Annotated in this window: 21 protein-coding genes and 1 pseudogene; 11 read left to right on the top strand and 11 right to left on the bottom strand. The window is 70.5% G+C overall.

All coding sequences use genetic code 11. The features are described from left to right. The first annotated feature begins 35 nt into the window (after window positions 1–35). The 4 genes from E1267_RS12245 to E1267_RS12230 all read left to right on the top strand — a co-directional run bounded on the left by E1267_RS12245 (window position 36) and on the right by E1267_RS12230 (window position 5,133). The gene (locus E1267_RS12245; RefSeq protein WP_132332549.1) at window positions 36–350 is read left to right on the top strand and encodes a hypothetical protein; all 315 of its coding nucleotides are present in this window, start codon (window positions 36–38) and stop codon (window positions 348–350) included. After that, window positions 347–1,885 (top strand): hypothetical protein, encoded by a 1,539-nt coding sequence (locus E1267_RS12240; protein ID WP_132332548.1) that lies wholly within the window; start codon window positions 347–349, stop codon window positions 1,883–1,885. The genes E1267_RS12245 and E1267_RS12240 overlap by 4 nt, the downstream gene beginning before the upstream one ends. Continuing rightward, window positions 1,882–2,535 carry a hypothetical protein gene (locus E1267_RS12235; RefSeq protein WP_132332547.1) on the top strand — a complete coding sequence of 218 codons (654 nt, stop codon included), beginning with the start codon at window positions 1,882–1,884 and terminating at the stop codon, window positions 2,533–2,535. Before E1267_RS12240 ends, E1267_RS12235 begins: the two co-directional genes overlap by 4 nt. Before the next feature lie 93 nt (window positions 2,536–2,628). After that, on the top strand, window positions 2,629–5,133 hold the full coding sequence (locus E1267_RS12230) for a polysaccharide lyase family 8 super-sandwich domain-containing protein (protein ID WP_132332546.1): 2,505 nt from the start codon (window positions 2,629–2,631) through the stop codon (window positions 5,131–5,133). Here the strand turns inward: E1267_RS12230 and cpt are convergent, their stop codons facing one another. The 5 genes from cpt to E1267_RS12210 all read right to left on the bottom strand — a co-directional run bounded on the left by cpt (window position 5,134) and on the right by E1267_RS12210 (window position 10,012). After that, window positions 5,134–5,685, bottom strand: a complete 552-nt coding sequence (gene cpt, locus E1267_RS12225; protein WP_132332545.1) for a chloramphenicol phosphotransferase CPT — start codon at window positions 5,683–5,685, stop codon at window positions 5,134–5,136. A 61-nt stretch (window positions 5,686–5,746) separates the two neighbouring features. Further along, window positions 5,747–7,465, bottom strand: coding sequence for a BCCT family transporter (locus E1267_RS12220; RefSeq protein WP_132332544.1), 1,719 nt, complete (start codon window positions 7,463–7,465; stop codon window positions 5,747–5,749). A gap of 221 nt (window positions 7,466–7,686) precedes the next feature. Further along, the gene (locus E1267_RS12215) at window positions 7,687–8,196 is read right to left on the bottom strand and encodes a GNAT family N-acetyltransferase (protein ID WP_132332543.1); all 510 of its coding nucleotides are present in this window, start codon (window positions 8,194–8,196) and stop codon (window positions 7,687–7,689) included. 27 nt (window positions 8,197–8,223) lie between these two features. Then, window positions 8,224–8,364 carry a hypothetical protein gene (locus E1267_RS44255; RefSeq protein WP_165959574.1) on the bottom strand — a complete coding sequence of 47 codons (141 nt, stop codon included), beginning with the start codon at window positions 8,362–8,364 and terminating at the stop codon, window positions 8,224–8,226. 73 nt (window positions 8,365–8,437) lie between these two features. Beyond that, window positions 8,438–10,012, bottom strand: a complete 1,575-nt coding sequence (locus E1267_RS12210; protein WP_165959573.1) for an alpha/beta fold hydrolase — start codon at window positions 10,010–10,012, stop codon at window positions 8,438–8,440. 179 nt (window positions 10,013–10,191) lie between these two features. Between E1267_RS12210 and E1267_RS12205 the strand changes: the two genes are divergently transcribed. Continuing rightward, the gene (locus E1267_RS12205; protein WP_132332541.1) at window positions 10,192–10,563 is read left to right on the top strand and encodes an MOSC domain-containing protein; all 372 of its coding nucleotides are present in this window, start codon (window positions 10,192–10,194) and stop codon (window positions 10,561–10,563) included. A 44-nt stretch (window positions 10,564–10,607) separates the two neighbouring features. On the opposite strand, the gene E1267_RS12200 is transcribed toward E1267_RS12205, so the two are convergent. Further along, on the bottom strand, window positions 10,608–11,165 hold the full coding sequence (locus tag E1267_RS12200) for a YceI family protein (RefSeq protein ID WP_132332540.1): 558 nt from the start codon (window positions 11,163–11,165) through the stop codon (window positions 10,608–10,610). Window positions 11,166–11,297: 132 nt separating this feature from the next. Between E1267_RS12200 and E1267_RS12195 the strand changes: the two genes are divergently transcribed. Continuing rightward, complete coding sequence (locus E1267_RS12195) at window positions 11,298–12,146, top strand: alpha/beta fold hydrolase (protein ID WP_132332539.1); 849 nt, start codon at window positions 11,298–11,300, stop codon at window positions 12,144–12,146. Between the two features lie 55 nt (window positions 12,147–12,201). Here E1267_RS12195 and E1267_RS12190 read toward each other — a convergent pair whose 3' ends face one another. Beyond that, a complete protein-coding gene (locus tag E1267_RS12190; RefSeq protein ID WP_165959572.1) occupies window positions 12,202–12,600 on the bottom strand; it encodes a hypothetical protein in 399 nt (132 codons plus the stop codon). Between the two features lie 194 nt (window positions 12,601–12,794). Between E1267_RS12190 and E1267_RS12185 the strand changes: the two are divergent. Together E1267_RS12185 and E1267_RS12180 are read left to right on the top strand one after the other, a co-directional pair. Then, a pseudogene (locus E1267_RS12185) lies at window positions 12,795–13,868 on the top strand (serine/threonine-protein kinase); the annotation flags it as partial. A 238-nt stretch (window positions 13,869–14,106) separates the two neighbouring features. Beyond that, the gene (locus E1267_RS12180; RefSeq protein WP_132332536.1) at window positions 14,107–14,601 is read left to right on the top strand and encodes a DoxX family protein; all 495 of its coding nucleotides are present in this window, start codon (window positions 14,107–14,109) and stop codon (window positions 14,599–14,601) included. Between the two features lie 62 nt (window positions 14,602–14,663). On the opposite strand, the gene E1267_RS12175 is transcribed toward E1267_RS12180, so the two are convergent. After that, entirely contained in the window at window positions 14,664–15,098 is a 435-nt protein-coding gene (locus E1267_RS12175; RefSeq protein ID WP_132332535.1) for a CBS domain-containing protein, read from the bottom strand. A 175-nt stretch (window positions 15,099–15,273) separates the two neighbouring features. Between E1267_RS12175 and E1267_RS12170 the strand changes: the two genes are divergently transcribed. After that, complete coding sequence (locus tag E1267_RS12170; protein WP_342774805.1) at window positions 15,274–16,434, top strand: DUF418 domain-containing protein; 1,161 nt, start codon at window positions 15,274–15,276, stop codon at window positions 16,432–16,434. On the opposite strand, the gene E1267_RS12165 is transcribed toward E1267_RS12170, so the two are convergent. The 3 genes from E1267_RS12165 to E1267_RS12155 are packed head-to-tail and all read right to left on the bottom strand — an operon-like array spanning window position 16,415 to window position 18,870. After that, the gene (locus tag E1267_RS12165) at window positions 16,415–17,671 is read right to left on the bottom strand and encodes a serine hydrolase domain-containing protein (protein WP_132332534.1); all 1,257 of its coding nucleotides are present in this window, start codon (window positions 17,669–17,671) and stop codon (window positions 16,415–16,417) included. The two genes, E1267_RS12170 and E1267_RS12165, sit on opposite strands and share 20 nt — an antisense overlap. Window positions 17,672–17,720: 49 nt before the next feature. Then, entirely contained in the window at window positions 17,721–18,170 is a 450-nt protein-coding gene (locus E1267_RS12160) for a hypothetical protein (RefSeq protein WP_132332533.1), read from the bottom strand. A gap of 46 nt (window positions 18,171–18,216) precedes the next feature. After that, entirely contained in the window at window positions 18,217–18,870 is a 654-nt protein-coding gene (locus tag E1267_RS12155; RefSeq protein WP_132332532.1) for a 4a-hydroxytetrahydrobiopterin dehydratase, read from the bottom strand. Window positions 18,871–19,077: 207 nt separating this feature from the next. Here E1267_RS12155 and E1267_RS12150 point away from each other — a divergent pair, with 207 nt between their 5' ends. Together E1267_RS12150 and E1267_RS12145 are read left to right on the top strand one after the other, a co-directional pair. Then, a complete protein-coding gene (locus E1267_RS12150) occupies window positions 19,078–20,241 on the top strand; it encodes a DUF418 domain-containing protein (protein WP_246063787.1) in 1,164 nt (387 codons plus the stop codon). Between the two features lie 448 nt (window positions 20,242–20,689). Next, window positions 20,690–21,079, top strand: a complete 390-nt coding sequence (locus tag E1267_RS12145; protein ID WP_132332531.1) for a hypothetical protein — start codon at window positions 20,690–20,692, stop codon at window positions 21,077–21,079. Window positions 21,080–21,113: the final 34 nt, after the last annotated feature.

Below are 21,113 nucleotides of genomic sequence, written 5' to 3'. Positions count from 1 at the left end.
GTGGACGGCCGCGCAGGTTGATCTTCGGAGGTAACGTGAGCTCGTCAGAGACCCTTTACGCGTACAACGGGATCAAGAAAAGAGCCGGGGCCATCTGCGACACCGCCGAAGACATCCGGGTCGCCCGCCGCGACTGGAAACATGAGATCGACTCCCCCGAGGCCGAGTTCGAGCTCCACGATCCGGCCGCCGCCCTCGCCGAGGTGCGCGACGCATGGGAGAAGGAGTTCTCCGTCTACCACGAGGTGCTGGAGCGGTGGTGCCTGGCGACGCGCGCGTCGGCCGCGGGGTTCGAGTCGATCGACGACTATCTCGAGTCCAGGGCGCCGGCCTCCGGTGACGGTTCATGACGTCGAACGACTACCTCCAGGTCTCGACCGCGATCAACCGGCTCAGGCAGGCCGCCGTCTCTCTCACGACGATGGTCAGCCCGAGCACCGTGGTCGGCGAGGTCATCAGCGTCATCAACACGGTGGCCTCGATCTTCAGGGACGTGCCCGGCGACTCCGACGGCATCGACGACCTCGCCAGGGCCTTCCGCAAGATGGCGACCGTGGTCGACACCGCCTCCGTCGATCTCGACCGTACGAAGGTCTCGGTCCCGTCGGTGTGGAAGGGCGAGGCCGCCACCGAGGCACTCGCCGCGCTCGGAGCGGCGGACGACCTGATGCAGGAGGCCGCGCCCGCCATGCGCAGAGCCGACACGTTGCTGACGGAGTACGCCGAGGAGCTGCGCAGGCTGAAACGCAGGCTCGGCGGGCACCGGCAGGAGCTGGCCGACGCGCTGGGCGAGCTCGACAGCGCCCACGAGATCGTACGCAACGTGTGGAACGCCGTGTGGCCGTTCGACGGCGACGGCGGCATCGTCGAGGTCGTCGGCAACGCCGTCAGGGCCATCCACGGTGGCATCAGGGTGTTCGAAGACCTCCAGGCAGCCGAGGACACGCTGCGGCGCGGGCTGCGTGACGTGCAGGGCAAGGCACGCGCGGGCGCCGCCCGCTCGCCCCACATCGACGCCTTCGACGCGGTGCTGCTGGCGGCCGCCGGCATCGGCGGCCCCGTACAGGAGGAGAACGGCATCCTCACCACGGCGCAGCTGGCCAGGGCCGCCGAGAAGATGGACGCGCTGTCGGAGGAGGACCGCGCCCGCATGCAGCGCCTTCTCGACGACGCGGGCTCCGAGACGGAACGCGCGTACCTGATGAAGGCCCTCGCGGCCGGACACCCGGTCGATGAGATCGCCACCTTCGCCTCGGCCATCCGCGGCAAGAGCGAGAGCTGGCTGCGCGAGCACCTCAGCCTGGTCGACCCGGCGAGCGGCGGCACCGTGCGGGTCAACGGCGTCGAGCTGCAACAGCAGGACCAGACGACCTGCGGCTCCACCTCGATCATGGTGGCGCGCGCCATGAACGACCCGCTGTACGCGCTGAGCCTGACCACCGACGACCAGGGCAACCCGCTCACGGCCGCCGAACTCCGCCAGAGGCTCACCGACGAGCAGCACCGCATCCACGACTCCACCAACACCGCCTGGCCGCAGAGCCTCGGCACCTCCCCCTGGGGGCTGACCGACGAGCTGAACGAGCACGCCGACTCCTTCGGCACGCGCTACGACTGGCGGATCGTCGACGACACCGACGCCGGCTCCGTGAACCCGGCCCTCGACGACGCCGTCGGCGCGGTGGACGCCGGCCACACCGTGCCGGTCCTCATCGGCGACTCCTACCCGGCCCACTACGTGCTGCTCGTCGGGCACGAGGGCGACAACCTGGTCTTCTACAACCCGAGCGGGGACCTGACCCGCGTCAGCGAGGACGACTTCCGCAACGGCGACATCACGGCCCTGGGATACGAGCACGTCCAGGGCGTGGTGACCCCCCGATGACCCGGCGGCTCCTGCTGGTGCCGATCTGCTTGCTGCTGAGCGGGTGCGTCGCCTCCGAGGCCACGACGCGCGCCGATCACGAGCGGCTCGACGTGCTGTTGTCGCAGCCGTTCGTCGGCGAGGCCGTCGAGGAGCCGGCCCGCAGGCTCGCCTTCCGGAAGGCGGACGACCTGCCCGCCACCCGCGGCATGGTCACCGTGGTCCTGGCCGACGGGCCCGCGGCGGCTCCGGCCGGCGAGGCGCGGCGGTGGGCGGCGAAGGGCATGCGGAAACTGCGTGAGGGCGGCTGGACGGTCTACTCCACGGTGTGCCTGCCGCCGCGCGAATCCGACGACCCCGACCCGCCCGAGGAGGGCGCGTGGGACGCGTGGTCCTTCGCCGCGCACGCCTACAGGGTCGTGGACGGCGTGTCCTACTTCGCCGTCGCCCGGGGGCTCGGGCGGCTGCCGGACGCCGTCGAGATGACCATCGAAATGCGCGCCCCGAGCTCGCGCGAGCCGGTCACCGACCTGTTCCCCGAGCGCCCGCCGCCGCTGCCCGAGGGAAAGAGCTGCGTGGAGACCGGGGACCTGCCTGCCGGGAAGGTCACCGACGGCCCGCCCGTGATCATGGGTGAGAGCGCCGACGACCCGTCGGGCACCATACGGTGACCGGGTGCCGCGCCTGGTCTGGGCTGCGAAAACGAGATCATGTAGGGTGAGCCCGGCATACCCCCCAACGGCATGGAGCCCGCAGTGCCGCACATGTCCCGACGCCAGGTTCTCTCCCTCCTCCCCGCCGCCGGCCTGCTCGCCATGGCGGCCGCGCCCCTGCGTGCCGCCGCCGCGTCGGCGACCGATCACGCGCGGCTGCTCGCCAACACCGTGGCGATCTTCGCGGGAACCGCGGACGTCAACGCCCGCCCCGAGGTCGCCGCCAAGCTGGCGGCGATGCTCGACACCGCCAGGCAGCGGCTGACCGCGATGGACCGGGCGGGCGACGGCGAGCTGTTCGCCGGTCTGGCGCTCGGCGCCGACGACGCCAACCTGCGCACGGCGTACCAGTACCTGTACGAGATCGCGCTCGCGACCCGCACGCCCGGCGGCGAGCTCGACGGTGACGCCGCCGTCCAGCGCCGGGTCGTCGACGGCCTGCAGTGGCTGCACGAACACCACTTCGGCGACCAGTCGAAGGGCTACTACGGCAACTGGCACAGCTGGGAGATCGGCATCCCTACCCACGTGAGCAGGACGCTGGTCCTGCTGGACGAACGGGTGCGGGAAGTCAGTCCCGGCCTGCCGGCCACGTACATCGCGTCGATGGACGCCTACCTGCGCAACGGCAAGGACGGCGACGTCGACCTCGACTCGCGCTTCCACACCGGGGCCAACCTCGCCGACATCACCGGCAACCGCATCCTCCAGGGCGCGCTGACCGACGACGACGCCCGCGTCTCCAAGGCCATCTCCGACCAGGCCACCGTCTTCGCCACGATCGACCCCTACGACCTCCAGCACGGCGTCACCGACGGCTACTACCACGACGGCTCCTTCATCCAGCACCACTCGGTCGCCTACACCGGCTCCTACGGGCGTGCCCTGCTGACCCGCGTCGTGCAGACCCTCAAGACGCTCGAAGGCGCCACGAGCGAGGGTGGGGCCGACCTGGCCGGCGTGGTGTACCGCTGGATCTCCGACGGCTTCGCCCCGCTCATCTTCGAGGGGTGGATGATGGAGATCGTCAAGGGGCGGGCGGTCTCGCGTACGGCCAGCGGCTACACCGACGTCCAGGTGATCGTGGAGGCCGCCGCCGACCTGGCCGACCACGTCGAGGGTGACGGCTCGCAGGCCCTGAAGAAATACGTCAAGTTCCTGCCGGAGGCCGACACCGGCGCGTTCGTCTCCCCGGTGAGCATCGCCCGCTACGCGGCCATCCGCGCCGACTCCGCCATCCCGGCAGCCGACCTCAACCCGCCCGAGCGCTCCGTGGCGTTCAACTCCATGGACAGGACCGTGCACCGCCGCCCCGGCTACGCCTTCGCGCTGGCGCGAAGCTCCGACCGGATCAGCAAGTACGAGTACATGAACGGCGAGAACCTCATGCCCTGGTTCCAGGGCGACGGCGCCTACTATCTCTATCTCTCGGGAGAGGACCAGCGCGAGGTCTTCGGCGTCGACTACTACACGGCCGTCTCACCGTACCGGCTGGCCGGGGTCACCGCGCCGGAGGAGGAGCGTCGCACGGTGCCCGACCTGTACGGCCGGTTCTGGTACGAGAACCCGGACCATCCGCTGGAGTTCACCTCCTCGTCGGAGTCACAGAACACCTACGTGTACTTCCCGCTGGCCGGAAACACCTTCTCCGGCGGCGCCACGCTCGGCGCGTACGGCGCGGCCGGCATGGTGCAGTCCAACGACGCCGCCTACACCGCCAAGCAGGAGGGCATCCTGCCCGACGACTTCGTCGTCTACCGCAACGCCCGCGCGACCAAGTCGTGGTTCATGCTGGACGACGAGATCGTGGTGCTGGCCGCGGACGTCTCGGGCCAGGGCCGCCGTGCCGCGGTGACCACCGTGGACAGCCGCATCGCCGCCCCCGGGGACACGGTCGTGCTGACCGGCGACGACTGGCGCGGCGGGGCCTGGCGGGCGGGCGACACGGCGTCGCCCCGCTGGCTGCGGTACGCCAACGACACCCGCCGCACCTCGGTCGGCTACGCCTTCCTCACCCGGCAGCCGGTCGCCGCCGGGCTGGAGACCGTGACCCGCAGCCGCAGGGTCGTCCGCGCGAGCAACCCCGACACGAGCGTCACCAAGAACGTCTTCACCGCCTCCATCGCCCACCCGGCCGCCGGCGGGGTCTCCGCCGTCGCCTACGCCCTGGTCCCCAACGCGAGCGAGGCCCGGCTGCGCCGCTACAAGGACGGCCCGCTGACCGTGCTGGCCAACGACCGGCACGTGCAGGCGATCAAGCACGGAAGGCTCGGGATCGTCGCCGCCAACGTCTTCACCGGCGGCCGGCGGCACGCGGAGCGGCTGATCGTCGACGGCCCCGCCTCGGTCATCGTCCGCAGCGGCGAGCGCACGGTCGTCGCCCTGTCCGACCCCACGATGAAACGCGACCATGTGACGGTCGTGCTGCGCGGCAGGCCCCTGCGCCTCGACACCGCCGACGAGGGCGTGACGGTGCGCCGCGTGCCGGGCGGCACCGAGGTCCGGGCCAGGACCCGCCACGCGCACGGCCGTACCTTCACCGCCACCCTCCGCTGATCACGCGGCCGGGGTGGTGGAGACGACCCGGGCGGCGATGGTCCGGGCGCAGGCCAGCGCCTCGGTGTGGGTGGTGTCCACCTCCACGTCGTAGACCACGCCCTGGTGAACGATCTCCGCCTGGGTGACCGCCATGCCCGTGACCCGGTCGCCGCGGGCCGTCTCACGGCCCGCCGCGACCGCGCTGTCGCAGCGCACGCCGACCCACAGCACGTCGAGCCCGGCAAGGACCTTGCGCCACCGTTCCTGGGACGACGCGCCGCCGAGGAAGACGTCGTCCACGATCATCCGGGCGCCCGCGCGGGCCGTCGCGGCCACGCCCGTCATCCACGCCGACTGCAGCAGGCCGAACTCCGGCCCGACCTCGACCTGGCCGTCCGGGGAGAACACGATGCCGCCCGCCGACGCCTGCATGGACGCGGGCATCGACGAGATCAGCGTGTCGACGCCGACGGCGAGCCAGGGGTCTGGCAGAACCGCCTGCAGGCAGCGGGCGATCCCCGACTTGCCGGAGCTGGAGCCGCCGTTCAGCACGATCACCTGTGTGGGCACCGCACCACCGTAAAGAGCGGCGCCCCCGGGTGACCACCCGGGGGCGCCGCACGGACGGAACCTACTGCTTCGTCTCGCCTGCGGGCTCGGCGCCCGATTTCTCGGCGCCCGCGTTCTCGGCGTCGCCGCCGTCGCCGTTGACTCCGACGACCGCGAGCTCGAAGTCGCCGTCGTAGAGCTCGTGGCCGGTGATGACGGCCGACTCCACGGCCTCCTCGCCGCGCTGGCCGCGCAGGATCAGCGGGTCGTGGCGCAGGTCACGCGTGAGCGCCACGCACATGAGGACCATGACCGCCATGAACGGCACGGCGGCCAGAATGGTGAGATTTTTCAGCCCGGTGAGCGCCGCGTCGCCGCCTCCGCCGAGCAGCAGCATGATGGCCGCGACCGCGCCGGTCAGCACGCCCCAGATGATCACCACGAGCCGGCTGGGCTCCATGGTGCCGCGCTGGGAGAGCGTGCCCATCACGATCGAGGCGGCGTCCGCACCGGAGACGAAGAAGATGCCCACCAGGATCATCACGAGCAGGGTCGTGGCGCCCGCCAGGGGATATTCGTTCAGCAGCGCGAACAGCTGGCCTTCGGCGGTGGCCTCCTGGGTCAGCCCCGCACCGGTGGCCTCCGCCTGCATCGCCGTGCCGCCGAAGACCGCGAACCAGACCAGGCTGACCACGCTCGGCACCAGGATCACGCCGCCGACGAACTGCCGGATGGTGCGGCCGCGGCTGATGCGGGCGATGAACATGCCGACGAAGGGCGTCCAGGAGATCCACCACGCCCAGTAGAACACCGACCAGAACGACAGCCAGGTGGCGACCTCTTCACCGCCGCTGGCCTCGGTGCGGGCCGCCATCTGGGCCAGGTCACCGACGAACGAGCCGAGGGAGGTGGGCAGCAGGTTGAGGATCAGCACGGTCGGGCCGACCACGAACAGGAAGACGACCAGCACCAGCGCCAGCACCATGTTGGTGTTGGACAGCCACTGGATGCCCTTTTCCACGCCGGACACGGCCGACAACACGAACGCCGCCGTCAGCACCGCGATGATGACGATGAGCAGGCCCTCGCCGACCTCCGGCATCCAGCCGACCTCCTTGACGCCGCTGCCGATCTGCAGCGCGCCGAGGCCGAGCGAGGCGGCCGAGCCGAACAGGGTGGCGAAGATGGCCAGGATGTCGATGACCTTGCCGACACCGCCGTTGGCGTGCCGCTCGCCGATCAGCGGGGTGAACACCGCGCTGATCGTCTGTCGCCGGCCGCGGCGGAAGCACCCGTAGGCGATGGCCAGGCCGACCACGGCGTAGATCGACCACGGATGCAGCGTCCAGTGGAAGAGCGTGGTGGCCAGCGAGGTCTCCATGCGCGCGGCCGCGGCCGCGGTGACCTCGTTGGTGGCGGGCGGGGGCTCGGTGAAGTGCGTGAGCGGCTCGTTCACGCCGTAGAACATCAGCCCGATGCCCATGCCCGCGCTGAACATCATCGCGATCCAGGACACGGTGCGGAACTCGGGCTGCTCGCCCTCCTGCCCCAAGGTGATCTTGCCGTACTTGCTGAACGCAAGCCACAGCACGAACACCACGAAGCCGGAGGCCGCGAGCACGAAGGCCCAGCCCAGGTTGTGCATCGTCCAGTCGAGCAGCGAGGCCGACACGCCCTCCAGCGTGTCGGTGGCGACCGCACCCCAGATGACGAAGGCAAGGGTCAGCGCGGCGGCCACCCCGAACACCACCCAGTCTGTGCGGGGTGGAAGGGCGGCTTTCAGACCTCCTGACGTATCCATGATTTTGCTGGTGTCCTGTGGTTGCTGTTCCACGAGCTCCTCTTGCCTTCTCTCGTGTACGCGTCCGTCTGTCCTGTAACGCGTCCGGGTCGGATACGTACGGACTGTTTACACAACGTTACCGAACGATCTTCGATCGACCAAAAAAACTATTACAATCAGCCAAACGTCGTAAACCTTCAGGCGCGATCAAGCGTCCTCTGCAACCACCCCGTGACGTTTCAGCCGTCTGCGGCGGCTCCGCGCTCCCAGCGCATCTCGCCGTCGCGCCACCGCCCGGTGGGACGCAGGCCCGCTGCCGTGGCGACGGCGGTCGAGGCCGCGTGACCTGGGTGGATGTGCGCGACGACCGTGCCGATTCCCTGCCCCACCAGCCGGCCGACCAACGCCTTCGCCGCCGCCGAGGCCAGGCCGCGGCCCTGCCACGGCGTGCCGATCACCCAGGCGACCTCGGCGCGGCCGCCCTCGATGGTGGCCTGCACGTAACCGACGAGCCGCTCGTCCTCCCGCGACCACACCACCCAGTTGCGCCAGCCCGGCGGCCCGGCCACGAGCCGCTCGTAGCGGGCGCGCAACTCCTGCGCGGTGAGCGGGACACCGCCGGTGAAGGCGTGCAGGGCGGGGTCCGACAGCACGGCGGCCATCTCGCCGGCGTGCTCGACGCGCAGCGGCCGCAGGACGACCCGCGGCGTCTCGATGTTCTCCACACGCCAGTGCTCACCCACGGCCATGGCGGCTCACCCTACTCGCCCGGGATGTCAGTCGTGGGCGTACGACAGGATGACGGCCTCCGCCAGCAGCATGTACGGGGGCAGCGGGATCTTCCGCGCGGACAAGGTGATCGGGCTACGGCAGGCCGACGCAGCGGTACCGCGCCACGTCGCGACGACGCCCGCCACACGCGAAGAGGGCGGCATCCAGAGAGATGCCGCCCTCGGGCGGAACGCAGCGCGAGCCGGTTCCTACGCGTTCCTACGAGCGCTCAGCCGCGGCCGCGACCGGGCTGCCCCACTTGAGCCCGTCCGTCGGCCACACCTCCTTCTTGCGCAGCATCTTGAGCGTCGGGTCGCTGCCGCCGACCTCGCAGCGGGCGCCCTTCTTGGGCATCTTCAGCGAGATCAGGTACTCGTCGAAGGGCACCGTGCTGCACCTGTCCTTGCCGTAGATGCGGTGACCCCAGCCCTCGTACGTGAGGAGCACCGCCTTCGAGCCGAGCTGGCGGGCCACGTTGGCGGACCAGATCCACGGGGTGGAGGGGTCGTGCAACGAGTTGCCCAGCAGGATCGGAGCGTCACCCGTGTACCGCAGCCGGTGCTGCGGGTTCTTGGTGGGGTGGCCCAGGCAGACGGGCAGGTCCTCGACCGGCATCGGGTTGAGGCGCATGTCGGGGGCGATGCGGGAGGAGACCTTCATCAGCGCGGCGTACTCCCGGTAGTTGCGCACCGGCAGCTTGTAGTCCTCGCAGAGGATCGTGGTGTTCAGCTCGACGGTCTCGCCCGACACGGGCTGCCGCCCGGGCAGCGGCGGCACCTCGTCCGGCGGCGTGCCGCCGTCCAGGGCGTTGAGCATCTGGCTCAGCAGCTGCCAGGCCGGGCCTTCCGTGCCGAGCACGCCCTGCCACAGGACCTGGATCTCGGTCATCGGACGATCCTTGACGCCCGGGTAGTAGAGCTTGCCGTCACGTGCCTTCTTCAGCAGCCGCTCCCACACCGCGCGGACGTCCTTGCCGTGCAGCGCGCACGCGGTCTCCTGCTCGCACCAGCCGACGAACTGGTCGAACGCGTCCTCCACGGCGGCGGCCTCGGTGGTCAGGAACGCCCCGACGCCGAGGCTGTGGTCCATGTTGCTGTCGAGCGCCATGGTCCGGATCTTGCCGGGGAACAGCTCGGCGTACATCTGGCCGATCAGGGTGCCGTACGAGATGCCGTAGAAGTTGAGCTTGCCCTCGCCGAGGGCGGCGCGGATGGCTTCGACGTCACGGGCGACGCTGACGGAGTCGACGTGGTCGTAGAGGGGGCCGGTGCGCTGCCGGCAGTCCTCCCGCAGTTTCTTGGCGAACGCCTTCCACTTGTCGAAGTCGGCCTGGCTCTTCATGACGGCGTACGGGAACTTGTTGTAGACCGACGCCGAGCAGGTCACCGGGTGGCTGCGGCCCACGCCCCGGGGGTCGAAGCCGACGATGTCGAAGTGTTCGCGCAGCTCTTCGGTGTAGGAGCCGGGGGCGCCGTAGACGGCCTCCACGCCGGACCCGCCGGGGCCTCCGGGGTTGATCACGAGGGAGCCCACCCTGGCCTCGGGGTCGAGGGCCTTGCGGCGGGCGAGGGAGAGCTCGATCTTGGGGCCGTTCGGCTTGGACCAGTCGATCGGTACGGCGAGCCTGCCGCACTCGGCCTCAGGTTCCTCCTGGCAGGCGGCCCAGGTGATGCCGCCCTTGGCGGCGGCCCCCGTGGCCCCGTCAGCGGCGGCGGCCGCCCCGGCCGTCGAAAGGGGGAGCAGCGCCGCCAGTATCGTGAACGCGGCGGCGAGCAGGGTAGATCGTCTTCGCACGTTTCTCCAATCTTCAACGATCAGCCGGCCGCTCACGCGGTCCGGCCAGGCCTGATCATTCCTGGGCGAAGACGCGCATGTGGCGAAGCTGTGAAAATTAGGGCAAAGTGCTTAGCCAACGGGGCTTCTGTCAAATTGGGTCTTTGAACCTTCTACGCCGCACAGGAGGACAGAGCCGGATGAACGGGACGGTAACGGCGGTCAGCAGCAACGGCGAGCACTCCTTCACCAAGCCCAACCGGGAGAGCGTCAACCTGCTCGCCGGCCACGGCGGCAGCGGCATCGACCTGCTCGGCCTGCCGGTCGGCACACTGCTGCACGTCGGCGAGCAGGCGGTGGTGGAGGTCACAGGGCTGCGCAACCCCTGCGTGCAGATCGACAGGTTCCAGGACGGGCTGCTCAAGCAGGTCGTCACCCGCGACGAGGCGGGCAACGTGGTACGCAAGGCCGGCATCATGAGCGTCGTCAGGACGGGCGGTATGGTGCGCCCCGGCGACGCGATCGAGGTGCGGCTCCCTGCCGGGCCGCACCGCCCGCTCGACCGGGTCTGAGTTCCCGGGCGTTCACCGGCGCCCCTGGTGTCCCCCTTCGGGCGTCAGCCGTCCCGCGGCATGAGGGCGACGTCGAACCGCACCTCGACCTCGTCGCTGAGCTTGAGCGCGCCGAAGAACGCCGAATAGGGCCGGATGCCCCACTGCGACTGCACGATGACCGCCGAACCCCGCACCCGGCCCTCGGCCAGCGAACCGCGCACCTCGGCCGGCCGGGTGACGCCGGCGAGGGTGAGCTCGCCCTCGACGCGGAACTCCTCGGGAGTTCCCTCCACCCGGCTCGACCGGAACATGATCGTGGGATGGCGCCGGGTCTGCAGGATCTTCTCGCGCACGATCCTGGCGATCTCCCGGCCATCCGCCTCGGTGAGCGGCTTGACTCCGCCCGTGCCCTCCCTGACCTCAAGGGATCCGGCGTCGGCCTCGACCGTCACCGAGCAACCGGCCGGATCGGCGGGATCGACGGTGGCCTCGGCGTGCCAGCGGGTCACCTCGATCGTGAGGTCATGACCGGCCTTGGCACCCAGCCCGGTGCGGGTCGTGTGAACCAGGAGCTGCCCCGACTCGGGCCCCAGCCCGTAGCCACCAGCGGATACGTCCATTCCGCCAGGTTAGTCCCGCCCCTGACGGCCGCCACGGCCCGGGCGGCTGGAAAGAGACCGCTGACGTCGCGGACCGATGAGTTCCGCCGCCGCCACGGGTCTTCATCACCGAAGTCGAGAAAGGACGTACTCATGACCCACACCCTTGAGGTGCCCGGCGGGACTCTGTGCTACGACGTACGGGAGGGCGAGCCGAACACCGCGCCGATGTTGCTGATGATCGGTTCCCCGATGGACGCCAGCGGCTTCACCGGCCTGGCCGCCCGTTTCCGCGACCGTACGGTGGTCACCTACGACCCGCGCGGGAGCGGCCGCAGCATCGGCACCGGCGGCGAGTCGACGCCCGAGCAGCACGCCGACGACCTGCACCGGCTGATCGACGCGCTCGGTGGCGGGCCGGTGGACATCTTCGCCAGCAGCGGCGGCGCCGTCAACGGGCTGGCGCTGGTGGCCAGACACCCCGGCCAGGTGCGCACGCTCGTCGCGCACGAACCGCCGGCCGTCCAGGTTCTGCCGGACAGGGAACAGGCGCTGGCCGCCGTGACCGGCATCCGCCGCGCCTACGAGCGGCACGGGTTCGGAGCGGCGATGGCGAAGTTCATCGCGGTCACGAGCCTGCACGGCGAGATTCCCGACGGCTTCGACGACCAGCCCGTGCAGAGCCCTGCCGAGCTCGGCCTGCCGTCGGAGGACGATGGTTCCCGGGACGATGTGATGTTCGCGCAGAACCTCATGACCTGTACGCACCACGAGCACGACTTCGAGGCGCTGCGCACCGCCCCGACCCGCGTGGTCATCGGTGTCGGAGAGGAGAGCGAGGGCCAGCTGTGCTACCGCGCGGGCGTGGCCGTCGCCGCACGCATCGGCACGGAGCCGGTCGTCTTTCCCAGCCACCACGCCGGGTTCCTCGACGGCGAGTTCGGCATGAAGGGCGATCCTGACGCCTTCGCCGCCACGCTGCGCCAGGTCCTGGCCACGTAGGTCGGGAGGCCCGTCGTGCCGGTGCCACCCGGACCGTGGCACCGGCCGGCCGCTCCTAGTAGATGCGGTACTTGCGGCCACAGTTGTCGAACTTGCCCGCCCAGCAGGTGAACGTGTACACCTTCGTGATCCCGCGCCCCTGCCAGGCGCCCGTCACCTTGCCGTCCCACGCCTGGTTGAACTTCTTCCAGTGACCGTTCTGGTAGACCTCGAACCACACCCACCCCTGCTTGCCACCGCGCTTGTCGACACCGTGCCACTTCGTGAAGACCTTGCCGTGGCTCTTCCACGTCCTGCCGAACGTGTACGCCTTGTGGTCGCTGGAGAAGAACTTTCCCCAGCTCACCGTGGTCGAGGCGATGGTGGTGGCCGCCTGCGCCGCCGCCGGGGCCAGGGACAGACCTGTGACCGCCATCGAACCGGCCAGCGCCGCGACCGTCAGAGCCTTACGCATGTGGATCTCCTCCTTCGTCAGGTGCCTTCGGGGGATTCCGTCCGGCATGGCACTGACCTTAGGAAGGACGCCTCAGATCAACTGTGCACGAATCCACACACCCCATGTGATGGCCGTCACACATCGCCTCGTGCGCGAAATCGTAACGGATGCGCAACGGTGTGTGACGAAGTCGTGGCACGCGAAGCAACCATCCGAACATCGCCGTCGTCCACGACGTGGTGGAGGCCGACGCGCGGCCGTGGATCGTCCTGCAGTACGTGCCCTCCCGCAGCCTGAACGACGTGATCAATGAACGGGGACCGATGCCCGCCGCCACCGTGGCGCGCATCGGGCTGGACCTGCTGGACGCCCTGCGCGCCGCCCACGCGAAGGGCATCGTGCACCGCGACGTCAAGCCCGCGAACGTGCTGCTCGCCGACGACGGTCGCGCCGTGCTGACCGACTTCGGGCTGGCCACCACGCTGGACGACCGGGCGCACCTCACGCGCGAGGGCATCGTGCTCGGCACACCCGCCTACATCTCCCCCGAGCGGGCGCGCGGCGGGCCCTCCACCCCGCAGGCCGACCTGTGGTCGCTGGGCGCCACCTTGTACGAGGCCGTCGAGGGCCGCTCCCCCTTCGGCGACAGCGGCGCGCTGGCCACCCTGAGCGCGGTGCTCACCAGCAGACCCGCCCCGATGCGACAGGCCGGGTCGCTCGCCCCTCTCATCACCGGCCTGCTGGACAAGGACCCCGGGCGCCGCACCGGGGCTCCCGAAGCCCATCAGGAGCTGGCACGGATCGCGGAACCCGGACGGCCACACCACCGCGAAGCCGCGCCGGACCCCACCGACTCCGTCCCGCTCGTCAACGGCGCCCTCCTGCCCTTCCCCGCCCGGACAAGCCGCTCGCCGGCGACCGTGCCGGGACGGTGGCGGCAGGTGGCCGCCGTGGCCCTTCTCATCGTCGCCGTGCTCGCCACGACCTCCTGGCCCGGCGGCGAGGCCACGCGCCAGGGGAAACCGCGCGCCGACCCCGTCACGTACCCGACGCCACAACCCAGCGACGCGCTGCGCGCCTACCGCGCGTCAGCCGACAGGCCGCCCGAGGACGACCCGCCCCGGACCGTCCGGCCGCGCAACGACCCGCCCCGCACCGCGCGGCCGCGCTCGACCGGCGCGCAGCGCGCGGGGCGTCCACCGCCGGGGCCGGCCAAGAAGGGCGACAGGCCCAAGCGGGGCCCGCACGCGAACCCCGGCAAAGGCTGGGGACGCGGCCGCCGCTGAGGGTCGTCCAAGGCGGACGTGCGCACCGCGCACTCCTCGGTCGTCGAACCCTGACCGTCGCCCCCCAAGGACCCGGTAGCGCGCCGCCGCCGGCTACCCCGTGGGGCGAAGGCGGGGACGCGCCTGCGTACGCGGGACGGCGTAGCCAGGTCGCCGCTCGCCGGCGGATTCCCCGGAAGGCGGATCCGGCGACGCTAGGTCGTGTCAGGCAGAGACGACGGAAGAGAGAAGCAAGCAGATGACTGCCACGTACACGAAGATGATCGCCGCGACGACCGAGTGGCTCGCCCGCCACAGCATCGACGCCCTGCGGATCAGCGTCGGCCTGGTCTTCCTGGGGTTCGGGTTCCTGAAGTTCTTCCCGGGTGTCAGTCCCGCGGAGGAGCTCGCGGTGGGCACGTTGGAACAGCTGACGTTCGGCGTGGTGTCGGGCGGCGTCGCGCTCGCGGTCGTCGCCGTCACCGAGTGTTTCATCGGGCTGACCCTGGTCACGGGGAAGTTCCTGAAGTCCGGTCTGCTCGTGATGGCCGGGGCGCTGGTGGGGTTCATGTCGCCGCTGGTGCTGTTCTTCACCGACATGTTCCCCGGCGGCCCGCCCACCCTGGAGGCGCAGTACATCCTCAAGGACGTCGTGCTGGTCACCGCCGCCATGGTGATCGCGGCGCGGGCGCTGGGCGCGCGGCTCGTCCCGGCCCGCGAGCGCACGGCCTCGGACGTGAAGCTGGCCGCCTGACCGGGACGGTGAGCCCCGTGGAGCGCAACACTCCGCGGGGCTTCACACTGCCCGATCGACGGTCAGGCCCGCCCGTAGACGCGGTGCACGAACTCGGCCAGCTTGCTGTCCGGCAGTTCCTTGGCCAGGTCGGCCTCGGTGATCATGCCGATGATCCGGCGCTCGTGGATGACGGGCAGCCGCTTGATCTGGTGCTGCTCCATCTTCTCCAGAGCGTCCTCGACGCTGTTGTGGGCCTCCACCCACACCAGCCCCTGGGCCAGCTCGCCCGCTGTGGTGGTGTCGAGGTCCTTGCCCTCGGCACAACATTTGATCACGATGTCGCGGTCGGTGATGATTCCCTTGAGCCGGTCGTCGTCGCCGCAGATCGGCAGCGCTCCGACCGACAGGTCGCGCATCATGCGCGCTGCGGTGCGCAGGTTGTCGTGCTTGCCGACGCACTCCGCTCCCTGGTGCATCACGTCCTGGACCGTCTTCGCGACCCCTGATGTGTCCATCGTCGCCTCCTTCAGCAGGGATTGACGGAACCTCACGGCCCTCTACCCGCCAAGTGGCGCCTCAGTACCCGTGAGCCGCCGACCGAAGACGTAAGACCGTACGACTAACGGTGTACGGCCGTTCTCGTCAGCCGGGACGATGGCGACGGGCGGCGGGGCCAGCAGGCTGGAAGGCGTGGAAAGACGCATAGAGGCACTCGACGTGCTGCGCGGCGTAGCGATCATGGGCACGCTCGGCACCAACATCTGGATCTTCACCGCCCCCGGCGGCCCTCTGGACGTGCTGCAGTTGAGCGGCGGCGGCACGGTCGAGACCTTTGTGCGTTTCCTGTCCAACGGCAAGTTCCTCGGGCTGCTGACCCTGCTCTTCGGCATCGGCCTGGAACTGCAGTACCGCAGCGCCGTGCGCAGGGGCCTGGCCTGGCCGGGCCGCTACCTGTGGCGCTCGGCGCTGCTGCTGGCCGAGGGCACCCTGCACTACGTCCTGATCTTCGAGTTCGACGTGCTGATGGGCTACGCCGTCACCGCCATGATTGTCGCGTACCTGGTGGGCAGGAGCGAGCGCGCGATCACCGGCTGGATGATCGGCGTGGGGACGTTCCACGCCGCCCTGGTCGTCCTGACCACCGTGGCGCTGCAGGCGTCTGCTGAGCCGGCCACGGGCGGCGGCGTCGGCCACCTCTACACCGGGGGGAGCTGGCTCGACCAGGTCGCCGCCCGCCTGCAGTACGCCGCCCTGTTCCGGGTCGAGCTGATCATCATCGTTCCCATGGGCATCGTCCTCTTCCTCCTCGGCGTCCGCCTCCTCCGGGCGGGGTTGTTCGAGGAGCGCGGCGCCCGCCTGCGCAGGAGGCTTATCGTCGTCGGGCTCGGCGCGGGCGTGCCGCTGAACCTGGCCACCTCGTTCGCCGGCGACGGCTGGTTGGTCGTCGACCGCTACCTGCTGGCTCCCCTGGTCGCCCTCGGCCTGCTCGGGCTGATCACCACCGTCGTCCTCGGCCTGCGCGGCGCCCCCGGCCCGGTCCGGCGGGGGCTGACGAACGTCGGGCGCACGGCGCTGTCCGGCTACGTGTTCCAGAACCTGGTGGCCGCCGTGCTCTGCTACGGCTGGGGCCTCGGCCTGGCGAGCCGGCTCGACGCGTACCGTCCCTGGTCGGTGCCGGTCGCGTGGGCGGCCATCTGCCTGCTGATCACTGTGCTGGCCTCGCTGTGGCTGCGCAGGTTCCGGCGCGGGCCGCTGGAGACCGCCTGGCAGTGGGCGTACGAGGCCCCGTTCGGGCGCGCGGACGCCGCCCGCGCGCCCGATGGGGACCGCGTCAGAAGTACTTCGCGGTGAGGTCCGCGGTGGGCCAGGTCTTCACCTTGCCGATGGCCTCGCCGAGGATGGGGTCGATCGCGTCGAAGTCCGGCGTGCCCTCCTCCTCCCTGTGGTTGAAGATCGCGCAGTAGCTGATGCCGTGCTGCACCCGCGCGAAGAAGCTGAACGTGCCGGGCATGCTCCCGTTGTGCCAGGTGTTCAGCCCTCCGGCGTTGTTCTTGCGCACCTGCCAGCCGAGGCCGTACCACGAACCGCCGGAGTTCGCGCCGATCTCCGGCTTGGCGAAGACGCGGGAGATCGACGTGGAGCTCAGCACGGGCCCGGCGCCGTCGAAGACGAAACCCCACTTGACCAGGTCGACCGCCGAGGCGAGCCAGCCGCCGTTGGCGTCCTGGTTGGGCATGCTGAACCCGCCGTAGGGGTAGGGCACCGTGGCGCCCGACGGGTCCACGACGCTCTTCCTGGTGTACTTCGACTCGTAGGGCACCTCGTTGCGGGCCGCCTCGGAGCGCAGGCTGCGGCCGAGCCGCATGCGCTCGATGTCGACGGGAGCGAGCAGTTTGTGCCGCACGTACGTCTCGTACGGCAGGCCCGACACCTGCTCGACGACCCGGCCGGCCAGCATGTAGCCGTAGTTGCTGTAGGCGTACTTCGAGCCGGGGGCGAAGTCGAGCTTCTTCGCGGTGGTGTACTTGATGATGTCGTCATGGTCGATCGGCAGCGGCACGTCGAGCGACGCCGCGATCGTGGCGTCGTTCCACAGCGGGTCGGTCGTCACGCCCCTGTCCCAGCCGCCGGTGTGCTGCAGCAGCCGCCAGAGGTTGACCTTCGCCAGCCGGGGATCGGCTCTGGTCGACAACTTCAGCACGTCGGCGACCTTGTCCCCGAGGCTCAGCTCGCCGTCCTGGGCCAGCCGGACGATCGCGGCGGCGGTCAGGCTCTTGCTCAGGCTCGCGATCCGGAACAACGACGTCGGCAACACCTTCGCCGTGGAGCCGTCCGGCCGGGTGTAGGAGCCGTACCCGCGGGCGAGCAGGAGCTTGCCCTTCTTGGCGACCGCGAGCTGGGCGCAGGAGATGCCGCGCTCCTTGATGTACGTCTTCAGCGCCTTGTCGAGCACCGCCATCGACTTCGGCACGACACCGGTGGTCGGCGGCTCGGCCGACTCCGCCCACGCGGGAGCCGCCCCGAGCGTGATCGCCGGCACGGCACCCGCGCCCGCCTGAAGGAGCCGTCGCCGGCTGAGCATGGTCATATTTCCCCCAAAAGTCAGGACAATTGGAGGAAACTTTACGCAGAAGGTGTCAGGAGGGCGCCGAATTCCCTGGCGCCGTTTCGTGTCCCGGACGGCCAGGGGTGCGGCGGCGCTGTTTCAGCTCCGCCTCGTACAGGTGGCGCAGCCCTCCGGCCAGCTTCTCCCTGACCTCCCGTTCCAGCTCCTGGAACTCGCGGTAGTAGCCGTCGTCGTACTCCTCGACGAGCTGGTACGTCCACCGGCCGTCGATGACGTTACGGCCGATCAGCTCGTGCTCGATCCGGTCGGCCCACACGTCATGCCCGGCCCGGCGCAGCAGCTCCACCACCCGGTCCAGCGCGAAGTCGGCGCTGCCGGTGAGCTGGTGCATCGCGTACAGATGACCTCTGGCCCGGTGGATCGTCTCCAAGGCCTCGCTGAGCCCGCCCAGCGCCTCGACGGTGACGTCGTCCAGGCCCGCGGGCCGGCGGTGGGCGGGGTCGGGCACACGTTCTGTCATGGAGGAACCGCTACCCACCGCCCCCGCCTCTATCCGACGTAAACCGTCAGCCGCGCTCCTGCCAGGTGCACAGGCAGACCCGGTTGCCCTCAGGGTCGGCCAGCACCCAGAAACTCGGCGCCCCCTCGTCGTCCACGAGGGTGCCCCCGGCGGCGAGCGCGGCCTCGATGCGCGGCCGCACCTGCTCCGGGTCCACCCACACGTCCAGGTGCCAGCGCTGGCGGGGCTCCTCGCTGCCGGACTTCTGAAACCAGACCGCGGGCAGCACGTCGTACGGGTCGCGCACCTCGTCGTCGACCCCGGCCTCCGACTGGTCCTTCATGGCCAGCACGGCGGCCCAGAACGGCAGGACCTCCTCATGGGACGGCGTGTCGAGGGCGAGCTCCATGCGGGACACGCTCGCGCTCTCCAGCTCCGCGCCGGCGTCGGCGGCGATCCGCGAGATCGTACGAGCGAGCCGGACGTCGCGCTCGGTGACCCCGCGCGTGTCGTGGCTGGTGAGCCGGACGTCGACGTGGGTGTAGCGCAGGTCGAGATCGGGATGGTGGTCCATCTCCTCGGCCGCCGCGCCGATGGCGTCGACGACGGAGAGCCCGGTCGCGAAGTTCCCCGTCCTGATGCGGGTGTGCAGGCCGCCGAGCAGGAGCACCCACCCGTCGAGCGCTTCGGCGGCGATCTGCTGTCCAGTGAGCTTCGTCATGAGGCCATGCTCGCGTACCGTCCCGGGATGGCGGAAGGAGGCACGGCGCGGGACCCGCGGCGGCAATCCGTTCGTTATGGGGCCGACCCGCGGCCGCCCGTGCACCTGGGGTGCACCTAGGTGCACCCCAGGCGTGCCCTCACCCCCATTCCGGCTCCTGACCTGGCTCATTAGCGTCGAAGGCAGCATCCAAGGGGGTTCTCAGCCGTGAACACGTCACTCCACTCCTCGACCGCACCGAAGGGCTCGCCCACCCCGGCCGCGCGGGCACCCGCCCCGGACCTGGCCCGGGGCATCATGTTGCTGGCGATCGCGTACGCCCACGCGCCGCTCTACGTCAAGGCCGTCGACAGCGGCCCCGGGCTGCTCAACGACGTCCTCGCCTTCTTGCACCAGTTACTGATCAACAACCACGCGCGACCGATGTTCGCGTTCCTGTTCGGCTACTCGCTGGTGCAACTGCTCAACCGGCAGTTGCAGCGGGGCAACGATTGGGTGAGCGTGCGCAAGCTGCTGCGCCGCCGGGGCTGGTGGTTGCTCGCGTTCGGGTTCGTGCACGTCATCGTGCTCGTCCCGCTCGACATCCTGGCCCCGTACGGCATCGCCGCCCTGCTCTGCGTCGGCCTGCTGCGGGCCAAGGACAGAACGCTCCTGTGGTTGTCGGGCATCGTGCTGGTGCCGTCGGCGGCGCTGGTCGGGCTCGCCATGTGGTTCCCGCTGTCGGAGGGCACCTCGACGTACGAGGCCGGCAGCATCGTCCCCGGCGCGGACGGCCTCTCCGATCTGCTGATGGGCCGGCTCATGGTGTGGCCGTTCGGCCTCCTCATCGGCGTCGTCATGGTCGTCCCCGGGGTGGTCGTCGGGATCTGGGCCGCGCGGCGCCGGCTGCTTGAGGAGCCCCTCAAGCAGCGTACGCTGCTGATCCGCGTCTCCGTGACCACCACCGCCGTGTCACTGCTCGGCTCCGTTCCCGCGGGCCTCATGCAGGCCGGCTGGTGGACCGGGCCGTCGAGCACGTCGGCACTGGTCGCCTCGCTCCTCCAGCCGCTCACCGGGCATTTCGGCGGCATCGGGCTGGCCGCGATCATGGGCCTGGCCGCGATCCCCGTCATCCGGCGGCCGAACGCCCTGGCCACCGCCCTCCAGTCGCTGGGCCAGCGCTCCATGAGCCTGTACCTCTTCCAGTCCGTCGTGTTCGTCGCGCTCTTCTTCCCGTACGGGCTCGGCCTGCAGGACGACCTCGGCCTCGCGGGCGCCACGGGAGTGGCCACGGCGACCTGGCTGCTGTCGCTCGTCATCGCCGACCTCATGCGCCGCGTCGGCCACCGCGGCCCGGCGGAGATCCTGCTGCGCCGCCTGGCCTATCGGTGACCCGCGCTCCCGCGAGCCGGTGCCGGACAGGGTGATCGGATGGTTGTCCGGTTGATCGGTGCCAATCCCGGTCTCCTCCTGTCCGTGGCCGGCTCGCGGGTCGTTTTCGTGTCCGTGTGGCGGGTCGACCGGTCCGAACGCGGCAGATTCCCGGCCCGCCCCGCGAGCGGCGGGCCGTACGCGTGCCGGCTTCCTGCCCCACGCCGAGGTGTGGAGCGGCTGGCTTCCTGGCCTACGCCCCCATGCTGGCCGCCGCCGCACGCACCTTCGCGGGCGGGAGGACGCGATCCACCGGCAGGGCGAAGCCCGCCACACCGGCCGCCTGCGGATAGGATCGAAGGCCGACCTGGGAGCGGAGGGACCGATCATCGCCAGCGACCACTCCCGCCCGACCGATCATCGCCGCGACGGCTCCCGCCCGTACGAAGAGAGATCGCCGCGCCGCCGGGTGACCGAGGCCGCGATCCTGAGCGGCCACGACCAGAGCCGGGCCGACATCGCCCAGTGGACGTGCCCGCACGGGCAGCATGCCGGGAACGGCTGCGTCACCTGCTACCGCGCCGCGGGCGAGGCCGACCCGGCGTTGCCGCTGTGGGACGTCGCGGTGTGGTTCACCTCGGTGAAGCCCATCCCGATCAGGGCGCTCCACGACGTACACCGCCATGACCGCCAGTTCGCGATCGACCAGCCGTCGACGCCTCTGGTCTACCTGCTGAGCGGGCAGGCGCGGGCGGCGGTGGGCGCGGAGGCGGTGGCGGGCGTGGTCGGGTTCCTGGTGCAGAACCAGCACATCGTCGACGAGTTCGTGGTGACGGAGATTCGTGCCGTGCGTTCATGACGCACACACGAGGCGATGTGTGATAGCCTAAGAG

It is taken from the genome of Nonomuraea longispora (assembly GCF_004348345.1).
Lineage (GTDB): Bacteria > Actinomycetota > Actinomycetes > Streptosporangiales > Streptosporangiaceae > Nonomuraea > Nonomuraea longispora.
This window is presented reverse-complemented; position numbering and strand designations above follow the sequence as displayed.